19 protein-coding genes and 1 pseudogene are annotated in these 22,804 nt (G+C 57.0%); 9 read left to right on the top strand and 11 right to left on the bottom strand.

The window, feature by feature from the left end:
- Positions 1-535 precede the first annotated feature (535 nt).
- Positions 536-1,894: an MFS transporter gene (locus tag AC1ME2_RS26350; protein ID WP_480438121.1), complete on the bottom strand. Its 1,359-nt coding sequence runs from the start codon at positions 1,892-1,894 to the stop codon at positions 536-538.
- Positions 1,895-1,959: 65 nt separating this feature from the next.
- Entirely contained in the window at positions 1,960-3,252 is a 1,293-nt protein-coding gene (gene salA / locus AC1ME2_RS26345; protein WP_480438120.1) for a salicylate 1-monooxygenase, read from the bottom strand.
- A 515-nt stretch (positions 3,253-3,767) separates the two neighbouring features.
- Between salA (AC1ME2_RS26345) and AC1ME2_RS26340 the strand changes: the two genes are divergently transcribed.
- The 4 genes from AC1ME2_RS26340 (at position 3,768) to AC1ME2_RS26325 (ending at position 8,742) form a co-directional block, all read left to right on the top strand.
- Positions 3,768-4,388, top strand: coding sequence for a TetR/AcrR family transcriptional regulator (locus AC1ME2_RS26340; protein WP_480438118.1), 621 nt, complete (start codon positions 3,768-3,770; stop codon positions 4,386-4,388).
- A 126-nt stretch (positions 4,389-4,514) separates the two neighbouring features.
- Positions 4,515-6,023 carry an efflux transporter outer membrane subunit gene (locus AC1ME2_RS26335; RefSeq protein WP_480438117.1) on the top strand — a complete coding sequence of 503 codons (1,509 nt, stop codon included), beginning with the start codon at positions 4,515-4,517 and terminating at the stop codon, positions 6,021-6,023.
- On the top strand, positions 6,020-7,210 hold the full coding sequence (locus AC1ME2_RS26330) for an EmrA/EmrK family multidrug efflux transporter periplasmic adaptor subunit (RefSeq protein WP_480438115.1): 1,191 nt from the start codon (positions 6,020-6,022) through the stop codon (positions 7,208-7,210). Before AC1ME2_RS26335 ends, AC1ME2_RS26330 begins: the two co-directional genes overlap by 4 nt.
- A gap of 11 nt (positions 7,211-7,221) precedes the next feature.
- On the top strand, positions 7,222-8,742 hold the full coding sequence (locus AC1ME2_RS26325; RefSeq protein ID WP_480438113.1) for an MFS transporter: 1,521 nt from the start codon (positions 7,222-7,224) through the stop codon (positions 8,740-8,742).
- A gap of 175 nt (positions 8,743-8,917) precedes the next feature.
- Here AC1ME2_RS26325 and AC1ME2_RS26320 read toward each other — a convergent pair.
- From AC1ME2_RS26320 to salA (AC1ME2_RS26300), 5 genes and pseudogenes are all read right to left on the bottom strand, one after another.
- A pseudogene (locus tag AC1ME2_RS26320) lies at positions 8,918-9,115 on the bottom strand (transporter); the annotation flags it as partial.
- A 44-nt stretch (positions 9,116-9,159) separates the two neighbouring features.
- Positions 9,160-10,611, bottom strand: coding sequence for an aldehyde dehydrogenase (locus tag AC1ME2_RS26315; RefSeq protein ID WP_480438112.1), 1,452 nt, complete (start codon positions 10,609-10,611; stop codon positions 9,160-9,162).
- A 28-nt stretch (positions 10,612-10,639) separates the two neighbouring features.
- Positions 10,640-11,788, bottom strand: coding sequence for an NAD(P)-dependent alcohol dehydrogenase (locus AC1ME2_RS26310; RefSeq protein WP_480438111.1), 1,149 nt, complete (start codon positions 11,786-11,788; stop codon positions 10,640-10,642).
- Positions 11,789-11,833: 45 nt separating this feature from the next.
- Complete coding sequence (locus tag AC1ME2_RS26305; RefSeq protein ID WP_480438110.1) at positions 11,834-12,064, bottom strand: hypothetical protein; 231 nt, start codon at positions 12,062-12,064, stop codon at positions 11,834-11,836.
- Positions 12,061-13,344 (bottom strand): salicylate 1-monooxygenase, encoded by a 1,284-nt coding sequence (gene salA / locus AC1ME2_RS26300; protein WP_480438109.1) that lies wholly within the window; start codon positions 13,342-13,344, stop codon positions 12,061-12,063. The genes AC1ME2_RS26305 and salA (AC1ME2_RS26300) overlap by 4 nt, the downstream gene beginning before the upstream one ends.
- 148 nt (positions 13,345-13,492) lie before the next feature.
- On the opposite strand from salA (AC1ME2_RS26300), the gene AC1ME2_RS26295 reads away from it, so the two are divergent.
- On the top strand, positions 13,493-14,392 hold the full coding sequence (locus tag AC1ME2_RS26295) for a LysR family transcriptional regulator (RefSeq protein ID WP_480438108.1): 900 nt from the start codon (positions 13,493-13,495) through the stop codon (positions 14,390-14,392).
- Positions 14,393-14,458: 66 nt separating this feature from the next.
- Here the strand turns inward: AC1ME2_RS26295 and AC1ME2_RS26290 are convergent, their stop codons facing one another.
- Positions 14,459-15,361 (bottom strand): LysR family transcriptional regulator, encoded by a 903-nt coding sequence (locus tag AC1ME2_RS26290; RefSeq protein ID WP_480438107.1) that lies wholly within the window; start codon positions 15,359-15,361, stop codon positions 14,459-14,461.
- 164 nt (positions 15,362-15,525) lie between these two features.
- On the opposite strand from AC1ME2_RS26290, the gene AC1ME2_RS26285 reads away from it, so the two are divergent.
- The 4 genes from AC1ME2_RS26285 (at position 15,526) to AC1ME2_RS26270 (ending at position 18,310) form a co-directional block, all read left to right on the top strand.
- Complete coding sequence (locus tag AC1ME2_RS26285; RefSeq protein ID WP_201021264.1) at positions 15,526-15,723, top strand: tautomerase family protein; 198 nt, start codon at positions 15,526-15,528, stop codon at positions 15,721-15,723.
- An 86-nt stretch (positions 15,724-15,809) separates the two neighbouring features.
- A complete protein-coding gene (locus AC1ME2_RS26280) occupies positions 15,810-16,163 on the top strand; it encodes a putative quinol monooxygenase (RefSeq protein ID WP_480442339.1) in 354 nt (117 codons plus the stop codon).
- A 72-nt stretch (positions 16,164-16,235) separates the two neighbouring features.
- Positions 16,236-16,850: a nitroreductase family protein gene (locus AC1ME2_RS26275; protein WP_480438106.1), complete on the top strand. Its 615-nt coding sequence runs from the start codon at positions 16,236-16,238 to the stop codon at positions 16,848-16,850.
- Positions 16,851-16,942: 92 nt separating this feature from the next.
- Positions 16,943-18,310, top strand: a complete 1,368-nt coding sequence (locus AC1ME2_RS26270; protein ID WP_480438104.1) for an MFS transporter — start codon at positions 16,943-16,945, stop codon at positions 18,308-18,310.
- Positions 18,311-18,949: 639 nt separating this feature from the next.
- On the opposite strand, the gene AC1ME2_RS26265 is transcribed toward AC1ME2_RS26270, so the two are convergent.
- The 3 genes from AC1ME2_RS26265 to gabD form a co-directional block, all read right to left on the bottom strand.
- Positions 18,950-19,732, bottom strand: a complete 783-nt coding sequence (locus AC1ME2_RS26265) for a (S)-acetoin forming diacetyl reductase (protein WP_480438103.1) — start codon at positions 19,730-19,732, stop codon at positions 18,950-18,952.
- A 128-nt stretch (positions 19,733-19,860) separates the two neighbouring features.
- Positions 19,861-21,192 (bottom strand): carbohydrate porin, encoded by a 1,332-nt coding sequence (locus tag AC1ME2_RS26260; RefSeq protein WP_480438101.1) that lies wholly within the window; start codon positions 21,190-21,192, stop codon positions 19,861-19,863.
- Positions 21,193-21,313: 121 nt separating this feature from the next.
- Positions 21,314-22,762 (bottom strand): NADP-dependent succinate-semialdehyde dehydrogenase, encoded by a 1,449-nt coding sequence (gabD, locus tag AC1ME2_RS26255; RefSeq protein WP_480438100.1) that lies wholly within the window; start codon positions 22,760-22,762, stop codon positions 21,314-21,316.
- Positions 22,763-22,804 lie beyond the last annotated feature (42 nt).

The raw sequence follows: 22,804 nt of genomic DNA, 5'->3' as shown, positions 1-22,804 counted from the left end.
CCGGTATGCATTGCTTCTTTCTGCGCGGATAAAATGGCACCGACTAAAGGAGGCGCCAGAAGGGCCAGCGCTGACCTCAAAGCTTGAAGAGTTTCAGGGCGTTGATACGTTGAGGTCTCTGCTAATTCATGTCATAGCTCTTGTTATTATTGATGGGCCTAACGACACAAAATGGCGATTTACATCCTCTTCAATGCCTAACGACACCGGTGATGAAAACACCACGTTGAAAAACATGTTCCCTACGCTGGTTCGCCCTTCGTTAAATCGTTCATTGGGTAATGGCCTCAATAATCACCGGCAGTGCCGCGCCACTGACCTCATCAGGGGCGAACATCAATATCACCAGCAAGGTGATAGCACCCCAATGGCGAAGTTGAAGAAGAGCTAATATTCATTTTCAATCAGACGCCCCTCATCATTAGCGTGACGCTGCCGGTAGTAACCGATGCCAAGGCAAAAGTGTCTGGGATAACTAACTGTTGTAGTTGTCTTTCAGGCGCGCGCTTTGATAAGTGAAGACCGGCGATATCCTTCACCCAGAGGTAGATCTCAATGGATCTGATACGCCCGCAATTTCTGGCAGCCCAGTTCGACGCGATTGCGACCAGATAAATACTGAAATAGCGAAAGCACCGATCACACCTGGTACAGCAAACGCAAGAAAACTGGCTTGGTTAGGTAGCCCGGAGGCATGCAGTGCACCACCCAGGACTGGGCCTATGATCGCCCCTACCCGCCCGATGCCCATCGCCCACCCCAGCCCTGTTGAGCGTATGTGAGCTGGGTAGTATTGAACCGCGCACGCATTGGCGAGTATCTGTGTACCAATAGTGCACGCCCCAGCGATGGCAATCAGCAGATACAACACAGGCACTGGCGATTTAAGCGCCAAACAGCTTAGGGCAAGCGCACCTATCACGAAAAACCCCAGCAAAACCCGTGTTAGCCCAATCCGATCTGCTAGCCAGCCACCACCAACAGCACCAAATATGGCGCCAAAGTTAAGTACCAACAAAAAACCGAGACTTGAGTTCAAGCCATATCCAGCTGCATTCATGAGTTTGGGCAACCATGAACTCAACGCATAAACCATTAGCAGGCAGCAGAAGAACGCCAGCCAAAGCATCAATGTATTGAGAAGGCGGCCCTCTTGGAATAGCTGCGAAATCGACACATGAACGACACCCTTCGTATCAAGGTGTAATGAGTCGTGAGGCTGGGGGGAATACTCAGGTACCGCTTTACTCAAAATGACCTTGGCCGTTTGCTCATGACCCCGACGAATGAGGAAATTGAGGGATTCTGGTAACTGTTTTATCAGAATGGGGAGCAGCAACAGGGGGAATACGGCTACAAGAAAAACCGCCTGCCAGCCCCACTGAGGTATCAGCACTATGCCTAACCCAGCAGATAGCATACCGCCCAGTGAATAGCCGCTGAACATGACCGCTACCAGCGTGCTGCGTAGCTTCTTCGGCGCATATTCATTCATCAATGCGACCACGTTCGGCATCACCCCGCCAATGCCCAAGCCGGCGATGAAGCGACAGATGGCGAATTCTTCGGGGCCGCGCGCAAAGCCGTTGATTACGGTAAAAGCGCTAAACAGGGTAATGCAGATCATGATGGTCTTACGTCGCCCAATGCGGTCGGACAACGGGCCAAAGAAAAGCGCACCTACCATCATCCCTACCAATGCGCAGCTTCCTAGCATGCCTGCCTGCAGAGCAGTCAACCCCCACTCCGTCATCAACGTAGGTAAAACCACACCGTAAATAACCAGATCATATCCATCAAAGATTATGACCAACGCGCACCAAAACAACACCCGGATGTGAAATCCGTTAAATTTTGCCCCGTCCAGCAGGGCCGGTACACTAATCGCTCGCATGAGATAGCTCGTATTGTCATTATTATCGAGCAGCGACGCCGGCAGACGTCGCCGTATACGCAGGACTAATCAGGCAAGTTGGCGAGGTTTTCCCAACCCAAGCTCTGGCGAGCCGCAGCCACGTCGGCGTCCAGATCATGATTCCATAGCCAGTCAAAACGGCGTTCCAGGGTTGCGCGCATTACCGGCTCGTTGTTGCCTGCTACCTTGTCGCGCAATTCGTACAAATCACCGGCTTCGCGGGAGGTGCGTTGCACACGACAGGCGCGCGGACGACGTTGCAGGTCATACGCATCGAGCAGAGCCCCAATATTGCTGGCATTGAGTCTCGGGTCGCCCAGCAAACGTGCCAAAAAGTAAGCGTCCTCCAAGCCCTGTCCTGCCCCTGCCCCTTGATGCGGCAACATGGCGTGCGCGGCATCGCCAATCAGCGCTACACGGCCATGCACATAGCCAGGTAGTTCATCAATATCGTGCAGTGCCCAACAGGTAGGCGTTGGAATGCACTCGAGTAGCACGCGGGCCGCATCTCCCCAACCGATGAACCCAGCCAGCATTTCATCCTGGGTGGCGTTACGTACCCAAGGCGTATCCTGAGGCCAAACAGGATCCGGGCAACTGCGATCCGTGATGAACGCAACCACATTGATGACTCGACCCTGCTTGACTGGAAAGGTCAGGATGTGGCCATCAAGCCCCAAGTACATTTGAGGTACGACAGCCAAATGCTCGTCGATACCTTCAGCGCGGTAGGCTTCACGCAGGTACTGGCTGTCGATCATCCCGCGGTAGGCCACCGTTCCACTGTAACGCGGTACTGCTGGAGGGGCGCCAATACCGCCTAGCACATGGTTGCGCAAGGCCGATTTGATGCCATCGGCAGCGATCAGCAGGTCGCAGGTGTAATAGGTGCCATCGGCGAACTGCACGCGCGCCTCATCCCCTTGTTGCTCGACTTTCGCCGCACGCTTGTTGAAATGAGCGATGCCCTCTGGAAGGCGGCTGGCCAGAGCGTCGAGGAAGTCGGCTCTATGCACCGAGGACTGCCCGACCCCAGGCGCCTTGCTCGCACCCAAGTAGCCCGCATCGGTAGCGCGGCGCCATTCGAACCAGACGTCTTGCCAAGGCTCGGGAGACCGGTCGGAAATATTTTGATAGGGTTCGCCAAGCCCCAGGCCCTCAAGCGCGCGTACCGCATTTGCGCCGAATGAAACACCGGCACCGACTTCGCCAAAAGCAGGCGCCGATTCGAAGAGTTGGACGTTAAGGTGAGGGTGACGACTGATATCCAGGGCCAGGGCAACGCCGGAAATACCGCCACCAATGATGCCTATGCGCAAAGCTCGTTTGTGACTCATATTAATCCTATTCGATAGGTATTATTTTTGGATAAGACTGATCATGGACGGGAGCTGCAGTATCAGTAAATGCAGCAACCGATATACAGCCTATTTCGCCTGTGAATATTGGGGCGCAGGTCGATGGCAACCGCTTTTCGTCGCTCAACCCCGCCAACAAGACCTGCCCCGTTGCCAAGCCATACGCCGGTAGTCACGACTTTTGCCGTCTCGGCATGGGGGATGAATACCGACTACACCATGGACAACTGATCGTGATGCGAGGGGGCACACAGCAATATTGGCTTCATGCATTGATGAAAACCAACGCTGCGGTCGTCCCGCGTATCTGCCTGACGTTCAGACGGTTCCCATAGACAGCAATGCCTGCAAGCTTTCAACTCATCGTCGGCAAGCAGCCCCCCAGACCATCAGCTAATTACGCTGTCCCTGAAAAAACGCTATTGTATAAACACTGACAGTTTCTATAGAATCCACAAGGCACTGAACAACCGATTTCGAGCATCGTAAAGCCCATGACCCAAAAGACCCCCAAGTCCACGTCTGCCAAACCGCGCAGCCGATCCTCGATTGGCGCGGTGCGCAGCCCGCGAAGCACCGAGGCAATCCTTGAAGCGGCCGCAGCTATTCTTGAAGAGCAAGGATATCGGGCGTTTACCATGGATGCACTTGTCGAGCGCGCCGGGTCAAGCAAGCCGACCATCTATCGGTGGTGGCGCAGCAAAGGCGCTTTGTTGAGGGATGTTTACGAGCGCGCAGCGTTAACTTTCGTCACCTCCCCCGACACCGGGAATCTGGAACAGGATTTGATCGAGCATTTGCGCTCGCTTTGGAGTTGGTGGCGGTCGTCAAGCGCCGGGGAAACCCTTCGCAGTTTTTTCATTGAAATTCAGCTGGATTCAAAGGCCATTGCGGAATTCCGAGAAGAATTTCTACCGCGCCGCGAACGTACTTTGCGCAAGATATTCGCCAGAGCAGTGAGCGCAGGGGAAATTATCGACGGTCCTGCGGTGGAGGTTGCCGTCTCGATGCTCACAGGCATGTCCTGGCTGCATCTGGTCACCGCGAACCTGGAAAATCTTGATGACATCGACAATTCGGTCGCTGTGATCGTCAAGGGCTTGAGAGTTCGATAGTTGGTTGGGTACCTGAACATTTTTTTGCCCATAACGACACTGACAGTGTTTATTAGCTTCATCGCGCTCATAACCCGTCACCTTTTCATTGCTGCCCGTCAGTCTTTACGCCAGAGAATACCGTTCATGAACAGTCGAAAAAATGAGGAGTTTACGGACGTACGATCCAGACGCCCCTTTGCCGCCCAAGCGTCAGCCGCTGTCGTGCTGATCCTGCTTGCCGGTTGCTCTTTCAGCGACTTGAAGCCCCAGTCCAAAATGCTCTCACCCGGGGATGCCAGTGAAACCCTGGCCAATAGTGGCATCACGTTATCGCCTGCCGCTTGGCCAACCGAAACCTGGTGGACCAGCTTCAACGATGCGCAGCTCAACACCTTGGTCGAAGAGGCGCTCGCAGACAGTCCAACACTGCGCTCCGCCGCCGCTCGTGTGCACCAGGCCGGCGCCTTGGAGGCCATCGAAAGTGCCTCGCTGTTGCCACGTGTTGACGCAGCGGCAAGTACCACCCGCGAACGCTTCAGTGCTAACGGCACCACGCCTGCGCCCGTGAAAGGCACCTGGCAAAATGTCGACCAGGCGACGCTGAATGTCGGGTACGAACTGGATTTCTGGGGTAAAAATCGTTCGGCCGTTGAAGCCGCCGTGGGACGTCGAAATGCGCTTGAGGTCGACAGCCATGCGGCTGCGCTGATGCTATCGTCATCCATCGTGCAAACCTATATCGCCTTGCAGGACACTTATGAGCAACTTGACGTTGCTCAAGCGTTACTCGACCAGCAAGTCCACATTGAAAAGCTGACGCAGCAACGTTTTACCGCCGAATTGGGCACGCAAATTGATATCAAGCAATCCCAAGCCTCGCTTCCCGCCAGCCGGGCCAATATTGCTGGCCTCAAGGAAGCAATTGAGCTGAACCAGAACAAGCTCGCCTCTTTACTGGGCAAGGGACCTGACCGTGGACGCTCGATTGCCCGCCCCCACATTCAGGCAAGCAACACCATCGCGCTACCCAGCCATATTCCTGCCGAGCTGATCGGACACCGTCCCGACGTGATCGCTCAACGCTGGCGCGTAGAGGCATCGGGGCATGAGATTGATGTGGCCAAAGCCCGGTTTTACCCAAACGTGAACCTCACGTCCTTTATTGGCCTGCAAAGCCTCGCGTTCGACACTTTCAACGACCACAGCAGCAGAATTTTGGGCTTTTCGCCGGCGATCAGCCTGCCCATCTTCGAGGGTGGACGCTTGCGCGGCAATTTGGATGCTCAGGATGCGGCTTACGACCTGGCCGTTGAAAACTACAACCAGACCGTGATCGACGCGCTACGTGACATCGCCGATCAACTGTCTTCGCTGCGTTGGTTAAAAGAGCGACTGGCCCAACAACTCGAAGCGGTCAACACCGCCCAGGCCGCGTCCGATCTGGTCAACCTGCGCTATGGCGCGGGGCTGGCCACGTACCTGCAAGTGCTGGCCACCGAGAACGCGACACTGACCCAGAAACGTCAACTGGTCACGTTGCAGTCCCGAGCGCTTTCTCTGCAAGCCAACTTGAGCCGGGCGCTGGGCGGCGGCTACCGCCCCGAGTTCCCCACCACCGCCCCTGCACTCCCAACCGTAGCTGATAAATCATGACCACCCAAACACCCTCCCCCGTCGATCTCGCTCAACCCAAAGCTTCCTATCGTCCCCAGTTACTGCTGATCCTGGGCATTGCGCTGTTAATGGCAACCTTGGGGATCTGGTACCTGTTGGGACTTGGTACCGAATCTACCGACGATGCCTATGTGGACGGCAACATCGTTCAGGTGACGTCCCAAGTCAGCGGCACCGTGACGGTGATCAGCGGCGATAACACCGACCATGTCGATGCCCATGCGCCTCTGATCACGCTCAACGCCGTTGATGCCGAGATCCAGTACCAACGCACCCAATCCAACCTGGCCCGCGCCGTGCGTCAGGCGCGGACCCAGTATTACCAGGTGCAGCAACTGGAAGCTGAGGTCAGCCAACGACAGAACGACGTGCGCAAGGCCCAGGACGACGTCCGCCGGCGCAGTCAACTTGCCGCCAGCGGCGCTGTTTCCCGCGAAGAGATCAGCCATGCCGAGGAAGTCCTCAAAAACGCCCTCGCAGGCCTCGACGGCACCCAGCATGCACTGGCCGTTCGCTTGGCGATGGTCGACAATACAACGCTGCGCACCCATCCCGACGTGCTGGTGGCCGCGGCCAATTTACGCGATGCCTTTATTTCCCTGCATCGCACGCAAATCTACTCGCCGGTTACCGGCCTGATCACCAAACGCAGCGTGCAAGTTGGCCAGCGCATCAATCCGGGCGTGGCGCTGATGTCGGTGGTTCCGCTTGATCAAGTGTGGGTGAACGCTAACTTCAAAGAGTCGCAGATCCAGGATTTGCGGATCGGCCAACCCGTGGTGCTGCGTGCCGATGCCTACGGCCGAAAAGTGGTTTTTCACGGCGCCATCGTGGGCCTGGATGTCGGTACCGGCAGTGCGTTTTCCTTGATGCCCGCCCAGAACGCCACAGGTAACTGGATCAAGGTGACCCAGCGCGTGCCGGTGCGAATCGCCCTGCAACCCGAGGAAATCGCCGCCAACCCGCTGCGCCTCGGACTCTCCATGCACGTGTCCGTAGATACCACCGACACCAGTGGCCAGGTGCTCAATAAAAAGACGCCCGCGCAACCGGCCTACAGCACCAACGTCTTTGAAAATGAGCTCAAGGACGCCAATGACGTCGTGGAGCAAGTGATCAGCGCCAACGATGACCGTGGCCAATATGCCAAGCATCTGAAACCTTGACGGGGTATTTCATGTACCGGAAAAACGCCGCCTTGTTGATCACCGTAGGGCTGCTGTGCGCATTGGAGTATCTGCAGGCCGGCATGATCGCCTTTGCCTCCGCCCCCATCCGCGGTGAGATCGACGCCAGCCCTGAAGAGTTCACCCTGGTTGCAGCGCTCTATGCGTGTATCGCGGTGGTGGTCATCTCAAAACAGCGCTGGCTGGTGGAACGGCTCGGCTGGCGCAACTACATGCTAGGCTCCATCAGCATTTACGTGTTGGGTGCGTTCGTGTGCGGCGTCAGCAGTGACCTGACCACCTTCACCGCCGGCCGCGTGGTCATGGCGCTGGGAGGCGCCTCGTTCATGACCTCCGCGCGCCTGATGGTCAATCTGCTCCCGCCGGGTCCCGGGCGATTCGTCGGGGTAAAAGTATTCGCCACGGGGCTGGCCAGCGGTACGGCAGCGGCGCCCTTTCTTTCATCACTGGTGGTAGTCGAGGACACATGGCACGCGATCTTCTGGCTACTGATCGCCGGTGCGTCGGCGGCGGCCGTACTCTGCACACGTTTTTTACCCAACACACCGATTCATGAAGATGACCAGACGCCCTCCAGCCCGGCGAACATCCTGTTGTTATCCGTCAGCACTTTCTTCCTGCTGTATGTGCTCCAGCGCTCCTACTACGACTTTTACAACGAGACGTTCATCCTCCTCGCCTTCGCGCTGCTGGCCGCGCTGGGCGTGTATATCTTCTTCCACGCCGAACACGGTAAAGAGGCGCCTTTCCTCAAGGTCAGAGACTTGATGCAGTCGCGCTACATCCTTGGGGTTGCGTTGTTCTGCTTCACCTACATTGTGCTGGGCAGCAACAACTATATCTTGCCTTATTTCCTGCAAACGGCGCTGGGGTACTCCTGGGACACCATCGGTACGTTCCAGGCCTTTGGCCTGGCCGGCGCGCTATTGACATGGATCGTCATGGCCATCGTCATTCCAAAGTACCCGGCGCCCAAGAAGTTCTTCGTGGCCGGATTCGTTGCCCTGATCAGTTTTGGCATGCTGTTGTCATCCCTGACACCCGACGCCAATATGTGGTCAAACATCTTGCCTGCGCTGGTGCTTAACGGGTGCTTCGTGATGCTGGTGCTCGCCACGGCGGCCATGCAGACATTTCGTGATGTGACACACCATGACACGCTGTTCGCCCATGCCTATCAGATCAAAAGTATGCTGGGGCAGATTGCCATGGCACTCGGCACCACCGTTGCCACCCTGTTTCTGCAATGGCGGACCACCCTGCAATACAACAACCTCAATGGGCATTTCAGCTCAGGCGATCCGCTCTATCTGGAACAGACTCAGATGCTGACTCAAGCACTCGCCCCTGCAGTAGGCGCGGGCCCAGCCAGTCAGATTTCAGTGTCGACGCTTGCACAATCCTTGCACCAACAATCAACCCTGGTCGCAAGCATGGAATACTTCTGGGCTGTCATCGTAGTAGCCGCCATTGCACTGATCATTTCCATGCTGCAAAAGACTTTCAAGTGAAATCTGCGGCCTTGTCCCCATGCCAAGCGTCGGAATCAGTTGCCCAATGCCAAGGCGCGGGCAGTACGGCCGACGATACCCATCTGCGCGCACCGGGCATTACTCCCCCAATCAATCACGGGGGTAATGCCTGCACACCCTGATAGAGCCTTTGCTAAAGTGAAGTGCCAGCCCTTCAGGCTATAGAAGCAAATCTAAAGGCAAATGTGAGCTTGATCCCGTAAGCCTCCCCTTCCGGGTGATTACGGACATCGCTCTCCTTCTGCCACTTCGCGGTAACGAACCAGCTAAACGGACTGCTGTACTTTATCGAGGCGCTAATGGCAAATGCTCCCGCTTGTCGCAACCTAAGGGCGTCGTCGTGAAGCAAGGAATACCGGTAACCGGCTCCGCAGAGCCGGTCTCAGTGCCCTGGCGTCAGAACGGATAAGGTTGGTCGGAGGGCTCGACCGTGACCCACTTCACTTCGGTGAACTCTTCGATAACAGCGCTGCCGTCGAACCGGCCGTAGCCACTGTTCTTCATGCCGCCATAAGGTGCCTGAGGCTCGTTTTGCACGGTGGCCCCGTTGATGTGCACGCAACCCGCGTCCAACCGGCTGGCGAGGTCCAGTGCGAGGCTGACATTGCGGCTAAAAATCGCCGATGACAGGCCGAACGCGGTGTCGTTGGCGACTTCCAGAGCCTGCTCGGCGCCTTTGACTCGGACCACCGTGGTGACCGGGCCGAAGGTTTCTTCATCGTAGATGTCCATCGCCGAGGACACTCGGTCCACCAGAGTCGGCGCCATTTGCGCCTGCTCCGCCAGCCCGCCGACAACAATAGTCGCGCCCTTGCCGATGGCGTCGTCAAGCAACTGGTTGATGCGCCGCACGGAGCCCTGGGAAATCATCGGACCTACTACGCTGGCCGGGTTGGTCACCGGGCTACCTTGCTCAAGACCGCGGATACGCTGCGCAAACTTCGCAACGAACACGTCTGCCACGGCTTCATCGACAACGAACCGTTCGGTCGACATGCAAATTTGCCCCTGGTACAGAAAGGCACCAAACACTGCGGCATTGACTGCGCCATCCAGGTCGGCATCATCGAGCACAATAAACGGCGCCTTGCCGCCCAGTTCCAACAGGCAGCGCTTGAGGTGTTTCGCACTGGTCTGGGCAATCATCCGGCCAACTTTGGTCGAACCGGTGAAGTTCACCCGGCGAACCGTATCGTGGGCAATCAACACTTCCGTCACAGCACCGGCATCTTCGGGCGCAGAGATGATGAAGTTCAACACGCCGGGCGGAAAGCCCGCTTCATAGAAGGCCTGCGCCAGCAACTCATGGGTGCGCGGGCTATTTTCCGAACCTTTGAAAATAACGGTGTTGCCACACGCCAATGGGTAGGCGATGGATCGGGCGCCAAGGATGACCGGGCCGTTCCAGGGCGCGATGCTCAATACCGTACCGGCGGGCTGGCGCAGGGTTACCGATAAAGTGCCGGGGTTGTCGGTGGCAAGGGTTTCACCCTTGATTTGCGTCGTGAGTGCGGCGGCTTCACGGAGCAGGTTGGCCGAAGCCCCCACATTGAACTGCGACCATAACTGGGAAGCACCGATCTCTTCTGCCATGACACTGCAGAAAAGGTCCATCTTGCTTTCCAGTACATCGGCTGCCGCCAGCAACAGACGACGACGTTCGGTAGGACCGACCTTCGACCATGTTTTGAACGCCTGCTGCGAAGAGGCCGCAACACGCCGGGCGTCTTCGACGCTGCAGGCGGCGCCGGTAGTGACAACCTTGCCGCTGACAGGGTCAACACGCTGGTAGGTCTTACCGTCCGAGGCATCTTGCGGGATATTGTCGATTACGAGCTGAACATTCATCTTGGGTTCCTTTAATGAGCCTGAACAATCACGCCAGGTCGGCCGCAGCCGGCATGCGTAGAATCGGCTTGATCGTGATACCGCTTACGCTGTCGGCCATCGCTTCGTTGACCTGGTCAAACGCGTAGAACCGGCACAGTTTGTCAAACGGGAAGCGACCTTGCAGGTGCAGTTCGACGAGGGTGGGAATGAAGGCGTTGGCGACCACGTCGCCCTGGACAATGCCCATGATCCGCTTGCCGGGGATCATGACGTCGTTGATGTTGAACGCGACCTCAGTACCCATCTTGGTCGCCCCTACAATCCCGCACGTCCCCAGCGTTGTGAGGGCGTCGATGGCCTGACGCAATACTTCTGCGCGGCCCGAGCATTCCAGGCTGTAGTTCACCCCGCCGCCAGTGATCTCGCGAATGCGCTGAACCGGGTCTTCTTCCCTGCCGTTGATCACGTGGGTGGCACCCACTTCAAGCGCAAGGCTCAAGCGACTCGGCGTGACGTCGACGGCAATAATGGTGGTCGCGCCAGCAATCTTGGCCGCCATCACCGCAGCCAAGCCTACCGCGCCAGCACCGAAGGCGGCGAAGCTGGCTCCCGCCTCTACCTGCAGAGCCTTGAGTACCGAACCTGCGCCCGTCTGAATGCCACACCCCAGCGGGCCCAGCAATTCGAGCGGTGCATGCTTGGGCACTTTCACGACATTGCGCTCGTTCGCAATGACGTAGGTCGAAAAGGAAGACTGGCCAAAAAAATGGTCATGTATCGGGGCATCGGTTTCGCAACTGCAGGTGGAAGTACTGCCGTCGAGGCGCCCGCCACCGAAGTTCAGCGGATGCATATGGGAACAATGTGCGGGATGCCCGGTCTCGCAGGGCAGGCACAAGCCGCAGGACATGTAAGTCATGACCACATGATCGCCAGGAACAATGGTTGTTACCGCAGCGCCCACCGCCTCAACCACGCCCGCACCTTCGTGGCCCAAGATGATTGGCAACGGCGTAGGAAAGAGCTGATCACGAACGACCATATCGGTGTGGCAAACACCTGTAGCCACGACACGCACGCGGACCTCGTCGGCACGCGGGGCGGCCAGCTTTGCGCGCTCAAGATGGAGCTTGCCACCTGCTTCACGCAACACGGCGACGGTTACTTCGATGGCTGTGAGATCGCTTGTGGACATGCCTTTATCCTCTTGAATAAGTTTTTCTGGGTATGCCGCTTTGACTTACGCTTCTTGAAGAGCACGCGGGCGGTTGCTCCGTTGTTCTGCCCCACGGTTAGCTGCCGGGCGCAGTTGAAAATCAAATGTCATTTGTGCAAAACGTCCTGGCACTTCGTGGGCAGCGGCCATGGCTTCGTCATCGATGAAGTGCACCTCACCAATCAATCCATTTTTATTGTTGTGGGTATACCGCACCAGCCCCTGCGAACTGGCGCATTGCAGGAACGCAATCAAATGGTCTCTGCCCACCCGAGTCGGGTGCGAGCCTCTGCCAGGTCCGATTGCATGTCGTGGTTCCACAGCCAGTCGAAACGACTGGCCAGGGTTGTCGACAGAAGGGGTTCTTGATCTTCGACCTGACGGTCTCGAAACTCGTAGAGTTCGCCAGCTTCCCAGGACGTTCGCTGAACACGGCAGGCGCGCGGTCTGCGGATAGCGTCGTACACCTCAAGCACGCCTTGGGCGTCACTTTGAAGCACCCGAGGGTCCCCCAGAAGACGCGCGAGCAGCCAGGCATCTTCCAGCCCCTGCCCCGCCCCGGCCCCCTGATGGGGGAGCATGGCGTGGGCAGCGTCACCGATCAGCGCTACGCGGCCATGGGTATAGCCTGCAAGCTCCTCCAGTTCGTGAAGTGCCCAGAGGGTAGGCGCGGGGATGCACTCGAGCAGTACGCGAACGGCATCACCCCACTCAGAGAAGGCTTCCAGCATCTGGGCCTGGCTGGTGCTTTTGACCCAAGGTATGTCTTGCGGCCATACCGGGTTGGGGTCAGTGCGATCAGAAACGAATGCAACCACGTTGATCAATCGGCCCCGCTTGACCGGGAAAGTGAGAATGTGTGCGTCGAGCCCAAGGTACATTTGCGGGACGTTGATCAGGTGTTCATCAACACCCGCAGCGCGATAGGCGGCGCGCAGTTGCTCACTGTCGATCATTCCACGGTAGGCGCAGGTCCCGCTGAATCGGGGCGCGACCAAAGGCTGCCCCAGTCCCTGAAGTACATAGTCGCGAATCGAGGATTTGATACCGTCGGCTGCGATCAAAAGGTCGCACTGATAGTCCGTGCCATCAGTGAACTGAACGCTGACCCTGTCCCCCGTCTCATGGACGCCAACCGCACGCTTGCCGAAGAAGGCGATACCCTCTGGCAATTGCGTGGCTAGGGCGTCGAGGAAATCTGCGCGGTGAACGGAGGACTGACCGACGCCTTGGGCAACGCTGGCACCGAGATAACCGGCATCGACGCCACGACGCCATTCAAACCAGATGTCTTGCCAGGGTTGCGGGGTGCGGTCAGCGATGAGTTCGTAGGGTTTGCCTATGCCCAGCCCTTCGATGGCCCGGACGGCGTTCGCACCAAAGGACACGCCTGCGCCGACCTCGCCGAAGGCAGGAGCAGATTCAAATAATTTCACTTCCAGATGCTGATGACGGCAAAGATCAAGTGCCAAGGCAACGCCAGCGATACCGCCGCCGACAATGCCTACTTGCAAGACAGAATGAGGGCTACTCATGGGGGAAAACCTTATGTGTTGTTTTTGGAATAGCCCGATCATGACTATTCACAAACCATTGATAAATACCCCAAGCTCCATACACACTATCACCAACCTGAATACGCATTACCCTTCATGAGCCGCCTCCAAGCCGAGAAAAGTCGCGATGAACCTGCGTGAACTGGATCTGAATCTGCTGGTAATCTTTCACCAGGTGCTGGTGGATCGAAGTGTTTCAGCTGCGGCCGAGAACCTTGGGCTGACTCAACCCGCCGTCAGCAATGCGCTCAAACGTCTGCGGACCACGTTTAACGACGAGCTGTTTGTGCGCACCCATCAGGGGATGCAGCCGACACCCTATGCCGCTCAACTGGCCGAACCGGTGTCTCAGGCGATCAGCCTCCTGCACGGTGCTATCAATCGCCATGACGAGTTCGATCCGGCGACCAGCCAGAAGCGCTTTGTCGTGGCAATGACCGACATCGGGGAGATTTACTTTGTGCCACGGTTGATCGACGCCCTACTCAAACAGGCCCCCGGAATATCGGTCAGCACATTGCGCAGCAATGCCGATCTTTCCGAGAATATGGCCAATGGCGAGGTGGATCTGGCCGTGGGACTGCTGCCGGATCTGCAAGCGGGCTTCTACCAGAGACGCCTGTTTCACCATCGCTACGTGTGCTTATGCCGCAAGGGCCACCCGCTCACTGAACAACCCATGACACGGGAGCGTTTTTGCGAGTTCGGGCATGTCAGGATCATTGCCGCCAGCACCGGGCATGGAGATATCGATACGCATATGCAGCAAGCTGGTCTGCTACGAGACATTCGACTGGAGGTTCCGCACTTTGTCGCTGTCGGCCATATCCTGCAGAACACAGACCTGATCGCCACGGTGCCCGAGCGTTTCGCCAACAGCTGCACGGGCCCATTTGGGTTAACGACCCTGCCTCTGCCATTGCCGCTTCCCGAGATCGCGATCAACTTGTTCTGGCACGGTAAATACAATCGGGACCCGGCCAACAAATGGTTCCGGCAGCTGATGTTTGATCTGTTCAGCGATTGAGTCATGAAGGCTGCCTATGCAGCTGTGCTCATCCAACGATGGACATTCACATAACGTCAGCCTGCATCACTGCCAATGCTCACACAGCTTGACCAGTTCATCGACCACGTACCTCACCTTCGGCCGCAGATGGGACACCTTTGGCCAGACAGCATGCACATCGACAGCTTCCGGCTCATACGCTTGCAGAACCTCCACCAGCCTGCCCGCTTCGATATCCTCCTGGAACAGGCTGCGCGGCATCTGGCACAACCCCGTGCCGGCGACTGCTGCGAGAATCATGGCTTCCCCGTCGCCAATCTGATGGGTCGAGGGTGGCGCGTAACGTACGGTCTGCCCCGCCTGCATGACCCGCCACGACAGCGGCTGGCCGCGTCGATGTCCGACAATGCAACGGTGATTACTCAGATCTTCCAGGGTCTGCGGAACACCAAAGCGCGTCAGGTAGTCGGGGGCGGCACAAATGGCCCAGCATTGTCGGGTCAACCGCCGCGCCACCAGACCGCTGGTGTCCTGCAGTTCTCCGAAGCGGACCAACAAATCGATCCCCTCCTCGAAGGGATCAACCAGGTGGTCGGAAAACGTCAAGTTCAGTTGCAAAGCCGGGTACTTGTTGGCGATCTCAAACAGCAACGGGGCGATGACACGACGACCGAATGCCACAGGGACGTCTACTCGCAGTCGTCCAGAAGGCTCACCACCGCCGGGCCCCAATCCGCTCTCTGCGGCACCAATTTCCTCAAGGGCTGTAGAGCACGCCACGAAATAGGCCTCACCGTCCGCGGTCAGGGAAATCCGGCGAGTGGTGCGATGAAACAGCTGGGTACCCAAGCGCTCTTCCAGACGCGCAATGGCTTTGCCTACGGCGGATTTTGACAGGCCCAGGCGCTCAGCGGCCTGGGTGAAGCTGGTCGAGCGCGCAGCCACTACGAATGTGATGACGCCCTGAAACGAATCGATAGGTACCATGCCGGCTCGCCGATTGTAGAATTTTAGTCTACCAAGATTATAGTTTCAGGCCATTTATCGCTAGCAAGTTCAACAGTAGGATGGGTTCTAGAAAGATAACGGTGCAGATCGTGATGACACATCGCGCACCTCTCTCCAGATCAATGCCCCAAGAGGACACCATCATGCCCGTCGTACGTGTGAGCTGGTTCGAAGGTAAAGAACACGCGCAAAAAGCCGCTGTTGCCGCAGACATCACCGAAAGCATCGTTAAACACACCGGTACCGATGCCAGCTATATCTACGTCATTTTTGAAGACGTTGCGGCTTCGGACTGGGCGGGCGCCGGCAAACTGTTCGGGGACGCCCCCGAGAAATCCTGACCCCCCATCAGCACCGAATGCATCGGCTTGGCCAGCGATGCATCCTCAACAGGCTTCTTATGAAGCCTCTGACGGAAGAGCTATCCATGCACCCACATATCTCCTGCCTGTTCTCCCTCGCTGTGAAACCCGAAGAACTTCCAGAGTTCAAGGCGCTGATCGCGAACATCGTGGCAGCCACCAGCACCGAGCCTGACACGCTGGTTTACGAATACAGCGTCAACGAAGACAACAGCACCGTTCACATCCTTGAACGCTATAACGCCGATGCCGTCGTCAGCCACGTAGACACCACCTTTGCGCCTTTCGGCAAGCGGTTCCTCGAACTGTGCAGCGTTGCCAGTCTGGTGGTCTATGGCACACCGAATGCCGAAGTCCGCAAACGCCTGGACCCGTTCGGGGCGGTGTACATGACCCCATTCGACGGCTTCAGCCGCTAAGTTCATTGAAAGCGCAGGCTCGACGACAACAACCGGGACTGCGCGCATCCCCTTTCCCACACAGAGATCACCATGTCCGGTATTGCTGAAGTCATTAAGTCCCGAATTTCCGCCAACAGCTACGACACTGAACGTCAGTTGACGGATCAACAGATCGCCGAGCTGATTGATCTGGCTACGCATGCCCCTTCCGCCTTCAACCTTCAAAACTGGAAGTTCCTGGCAGTCCGCAGCACCGAAGCAAAGGCGCGGTTGCTGCCATTGGCCTACGGTCAACAGAAGGTCATGGATGCAGCCGTGACCTTTATTGTCTGTGGCACCCTCAATCCTCATGAAACTCTGCCTTCAGCCCTGAAGCCGACGCTGGATGCCGGCATCATTGACCAGGCGATCTACGATATGTGGGTGGGCGCCGCTCAAGGCATGTACCAGGAAAACCCGCAGTTACAACGCGACGAAGCGATCCGCTCAGGATCGCTGGCCGCCATGACTCTGATGCTTGCCGCCAATGGCCAAGGCCTTGTTTCGACGCCCATGATCGGCTTCGACCAGTCGGCAGTGGCGCAGGTATTTGGTCTCTCCGCGACTGAGATTCCAGTGATGTTGATCACCGTTGGCTATCCTGGCTCGGCCAACTGGCCGCAAAAGCCGCGTAAAGCCGTTAAAGACGTTCTGCAGTTCGTGTAAGCGAATGCTGCCAGCGATAGCCAGGCACGCCCTGACTTCGCTGGCGGTGGCTGATCGACTCGCAACCACGACATGCCTGGGGCTGTGAAGCAGTGACCTCTCTATTCAAATCACCCTCTTCGTTACGCGCGATTCTGACCGCTGCCTGTTTGGGGTTTCTTGTCGTTCAACTAGATGTCAGCGTCGTGAACGTCGGCCTTGGTGCCCTTAAGAGTGCGTTCGGCACCGACCTCACAGGCCTGCAGTGGCTCATTAACAGCTATGCGCTGCCTTTTTCTGCCTTGCTTATCCTGGGAGGCGCGTGGGGCGACAAATGGGGGGCAAAATCCGTCTTTGCCGCGGGTTTCGCTATCTTTACCCTCGCCTCCGTTGGCTGTGCTCTCGCGGACAGCATGACCATGCTGATCACCATGCGCGTCGTTCAGGGCATTGGCGCGGCCTTCCTGATACCGACATCACTCACCCTGATCCGGGTGTCATTTCATGACCCCGATGCACGTCGTGCCGCTGTTGCGCTTTGGGGCGCCTGTGGGGGTATAGCACTGGCGGCCGGTCCCGTGATCGGTGGCCTGATGATCGAGTACTTCGGCTGGCGAAGCGTATTTCTGCTGAATATTCCTATCGGCCTGCTGGCTATCGGGCTGATCCTGCGCTACGCCCCCGCCTCTCCTCGGGTTGATAAGCACGTCGATACTCCAGGGCAAATCAGTGTTGCGATTTGCCTGGCATCACTGACCTATGGCTTAACTGAATCCAGTGCAAAAGGTTGGGTAAGCGAAACACTCACCGCGATGGCAATTGCCGTGATTTGTGCGGTGGCATTTATTCTGATTGAACGTCGGGTAAAACATCCGATGCTGCCCGCTCACCTGGCAAAAAACAAAGTATTGGGGAGCATGGCGCTCGCAGGAGCTGCGATCAATCTGACCTTTTATGGAACGGTCTTTGTCTTCAGCATTTACTTTCAAACATTCCTGCACTACGACGCGTTCAAAACGGGGTTGTCGTTTATCCCACTGACGGCGGTGCTGACACTTTCAACGATGCTCTCGTCAAGGTTCGCCAAACGGTTCAGTGCCACTCGTATTATCACGACGGGTTTCACGGTTCAGATCGTCGGGTTCATCGCGCTTTCGCAAATCACTTCCAACACCTCGCTCTGGCTGCTCAATGGTGCGCTGATGCTGGTGGGTATTGGCAGTGCAATGTCGGTACCGTCCATTACCAACTCGATGCTGTCCTCGGTTACACAGCACGACGCTGGAATCGCCTCCGGACTGATGGCCTCCGCCCGGCAACTGGGCGGCGTGATCGGCGTCGCCGTCTTCGGCACGATGATCGCCCATTCGGATAAAACTGATTTTTCCGCTGGACTATCCACCGCGATGCTGTTTTCTGCGCTGGTCTTGGCACTCTGCGTCGCCGTGATCCTGTACGCAGCCTGCGATCAACGCCAATAAATGCCGACATGGATGAGGGCCGAACAGGGCGACCACTTCCTAGCGTTGAAGAATCCGGAAAAATCCGCCACCAACCTGCAAGGCTTTCTGGATAAGTGCTGAATCAGACCTTGCCCGTCCGGACCCGACCTGCATCTCCAACGCTCCGCCCATCATTGTCTCGCTAGGTGGATCGGTTAATCATATTTTTCCTTATTTATCTCAAATTCATAGCCTATAAACTGACCCCATCAAAACGCACACCACGCAAGGTTGACGCGGGCCCACTGATCAATGCCCGTTACCTGTCTGCGACAGCACTGGTCGTCGCGCTGCTGGGCAACGGCGCCGTGGCGGCAAAAGCATCCAACAAAGCGTAAGTCACTGCAGGCTCAAAGCCTGCCGACGCTCTGGGAACCCCAGCGCGTCGGCAGTTTGCGTTTGGGGCAATCGTAACGGTTCACGTCAGACGCGATGTTATAAGGCCTTTATCTTGGGCAACGGCTGGCGACTGATTGCTCAGTCCAAGTGACACTGGAAACCGTCAGCCCACCGTCAACGCTTCAGACCAGGACACGGCGTCGTCGATCAGCTTGAGTGATTGGCGACGCCTGCCCGGGGCTTGTTTTTCTTCGGCAGTGCACAGCGGCTAGTTAAGACTTAATTAAAGACCATTCCACCATCAATAATGACAGCCTGGCCTGTCATATAGTCAGAATCAGGGCCGGACAAGAATGAAACACAGCCAGCAACATCCTCTGGCTGAGAAAGTCTCTTTAACGCAATATGCTGGGCAAATTGCTCCATCCCCCATTCAACGCTTTGATTAGCATTGTCCGCCACCTCTTGGGCAACCTTGCGCATCATGGGTGTATTCACAATGCCAGGGCAATATGCATTCACCGTAATGCCGAGGTGGGCCAACTCCCTGGCCGCCGTTTGGGTGATGCCACGCACTGCAAATTTAGTCCCACCATAAACAGCCAGGTCTGGATTTCCGACATGACCTGCCTGCGAGGAAGCACTGATGATTTTGCCTCCGTGCCCTAGCGTTTTGAACGCCTTTACAGCGGCCTGTATACCCCATAAAACACCACCCACATTGATATCAAAGGTTCTCCTATAGATCTCTGGCGTAATAGATTCAATTGGAGCAATAGGCGCAATACCCGCATTATTGATGACAACATGCAGATCGCCCAGGCCATCCACCGCTTCCTGCACAGCGTTGAAGACATCATCGCGATCGGCCACATCAACTTTTATCGCCAAGGCTCTCCCACCCTTTTTTCTGATTCTTTCAGCAACGTGACTTGCGGTTTCAATATTCATATCAGCACAGGCCACCGCAAAACCATCTGACGCCAATCGCAAAGCAATGGCCTCACCGATCCCTTGACCTGCACCGGTAACAAAAGCAACTTTTCCCTGGGATTTACTCATTTTAGTTTTCCTTCTCAATCGTTACGGGGACATTAGACAGCAAGTACTTACTGCTCTGACACCGACGCTACAATGTTCAATTGCGTATAAAAACGCCGCGTTAGCAGGCGGGCTAATGAGTCAAACGCTTAGAAACTCGCCTGGAGCTTCACGCCTGCGACCAAGGCGTTATCCACTTCGTAAACGCCGCCGGGGTGACGGACGTACTGCACGTTCGGGCGCACGGTCAGCCAGTCGGTGACATGAACGCCATAGTTGAGCTCAATGTCGTATTCGCTGTGCTGAATGGGGACGTATTGCGGGTTGTCGTAGTCGTCAATGCCCGTGCTTTCATCGATCTGGCGCTGGCGGTTGGTCACGGCATCGTTGACCAGTAGCCGAGCGACACCCAGGCCGATGTCATCCTTTGGCCGGGCATCGAACGGGCCTTTGTAGACCGCGCCGATGTTCTGGAAACTCTCAATGCTGCTGGTGGCCTTGTCGTGGACGGTCACGCTGGCAAAAACACTCAACCCACGTGACGCATCGCCTTGATGGGAGGTGAGTTGCTGTTGGCCCATGATCCACGCGCCATGTTTGCTGCTGCGGGATTTGGGCGCCTGGCCGGTCAACCCTTGCGGCTCGCCGTTAACATCGACATACACATCATTGGCGCTGGCGCTGCTGTGGTAGTAGCCCAAGCGGTATTCACCCGGCAGAGCTTCGCTACCCAGCGTCGGTTTCCAGATAACCTCTACTGGCACCAGTGCGCCTTTGGTACCGCTGCTGCTGAGTTTAAAGCCGTTGTCTGTCTCCAGGTTCGAAGGGTTTTGCTCGTACACCCCGATCTGCACCGCCCACTGTTCATCGATGTTGTAACGAACCCGCCCTCCCCACTGGCTGACAGGACCGCTGTACCAGACATCACCGGCGACGTTGCCGATGGGCGCACTGCAGAACGACAGGCTCTGGAAGTCACAAGGGAAACTGTTGAAGTCTTCGTTGACCCCCAGGCGCCCCAGCTTGAGGTCCAGTGCGCCGTCGAAAAACTTTTGTCGATACCACATATGGGTCAGGCGCCAGGTTTGCCCCCGGCCCCACACTTCCTGAACAGAACTGAGCTGGCCCGTACGTGGATCAGCGACCCGATCGTTAGAGAGGTTGTTGCCGTTACGCTCGGTCACCAACAACTGGAACTCTGCGTCATTCCAGCCCAGCAGTTTCTGTAAATCCAGGTGCGTTCCAAGTGCCCACTGTGCCGTGTAGCGTGCGGTGCGGTCATGGTTGTAACCGCCATGGACATTGGTGGCCGCTTCACCGGTGTACCCGACGATGACGTCCACGCCCTGCTCCAACAAATCACTGCGTACGCCTCCCCAGTCTCCCGACCCCCACTGCGATGAAGGGTCAGCGGCGGATACGGGTAAAGCAATGCACGAAAGGAGCCCGAGCCCCAACGGCAGTTTCCAAGAGATGTACATGTCGATTTATCCTTGTTTTTATGTTTTACGACACAGCGTTAACTGGACCGCAGGGCAATGCCGTTGCGGTCACGAAGAAAGCGATCAATTGAAAAACAGACAGCGGCGGATCTGGCGCAGGTTAGATGCCTGCCAGGCACAGGTACTTGATTTCGAGATAGTCCTCGAGTCCGTACTTGGAACCTTCCCGGCCGACACCGGATGCCTTGATACCGCCAAAGGGCGCCGCCTCTGAGCTGATGATTCCGGTGTTAACCCCAACAATGCCGTACTCAAGGGCCTCACCAACGCGGAACACCCTGCCCAGGTTCGCGGTATAGAAATATGCCGCCAAGCCGAACTCGGTGTCGTTGGCTTTGGCGATGACCTCAGCGTCATCGAAGAAGCGAAAGACCGGCGCCAGCGGGCCGAAGGTTTCTTCCTTGGATACCCGAGCATGGTCAGGCACATCGACCAGGATGGTGGGTTCGAAGAAGTTGCCGCCTAGGGTATGGACCGCGCCACCCGTGATGACCTTCGCGCCCTTGTCCAGCGCGTCTTCGATATGCTCGCGCACCTTGGCAACGGCCTTGCCGTCGATCAGCGGACCCAGGGTGACCCCCTCGGCTAAGCCGTCGCCAATCTTCAGCGCACCCACCGCGGAGGCGAGTTTGTCGACGAAGGTGTCGTACACCTTGTCGTGGACGTACAGGCGGTTAGCGCAGACGCACGTTTGCCCGGCGTTACGGAATTTGGAGGCCAGCGCGCCCTCCACCGCAGCATCGAGATCGGCATCTTCAAACACAATGAAAGGTGCATTCCCCCCCAACTCCAGAGAGACTTTCTTGATGTCGTGCGCGCACCTTTCCATGATCTGGCGACCGATTTCGGTGGAGCCGGTAAAAGAAATCTTGCGCACGGCCGGGTTGCTTGTGAGCTCTCCGGCAATCTCCGCTGCCGCGCCGGTCACCACTGACAGTACACCTTTTGGAATGCCCGCCTGCTCGGCCAGGTAGACCAACGCCAATGCCGAAAATGGAGTTTGAGAGGCAGGCTTAATGACCATGGTGCAACCGGCTGCCAACGCGGGCCCGGCTTTGCGGGTGATCATCGCGCTGGGGAAGTTCCATGGGGTGATGGCTGCGCAAACACCCACGGGTTGCTTGATGACCAGCAGACGCTTGTCCACGGCACCCGGGATCAGATCGCCGTAAACACGCTTGGCCTCCTCCGCATACCACTCGATGTAGGAAGCGCCGAAAGTGATCTCTCCCAACGCTTCGGGCAATGGCTTGCCCTGTTCCAGGGTCATGATGTGGGCCAGATCGTGCTGGTTCTCGATGATCAGGTTGTACCAGCGGCGCAACAGGTTGGCGCGTTCCTTCGCCGATAGCTCACGCCAGGCGGGCAGCGCGCGCTCAGCGGCCTCAATGGCACGACGGGTCTCGGCCTTACCCATGCGAGGAACCTGGCCGATGGTGACATGGGTCGAAGGGTTGACCACAGTAATAGTAGTGTCATCGTCGGCAGCCAGCCATTCACCATCGATATAGGCTTGTTGGCGCAAGAGCTTAGGGTTGTTCAATATCACTGCAGGTTCTCCTTTGTACGGCGCAATTGCGCCCGTTCAACA

The sequence above is a fragment of the Pseudomonas sp. ASL9 genome (assembly GCF_056680335.1).
Note: the sequence above shows the minus strand (reverse complement) of the source record. Positions and strands in the feature narration are given on the sequence as shown.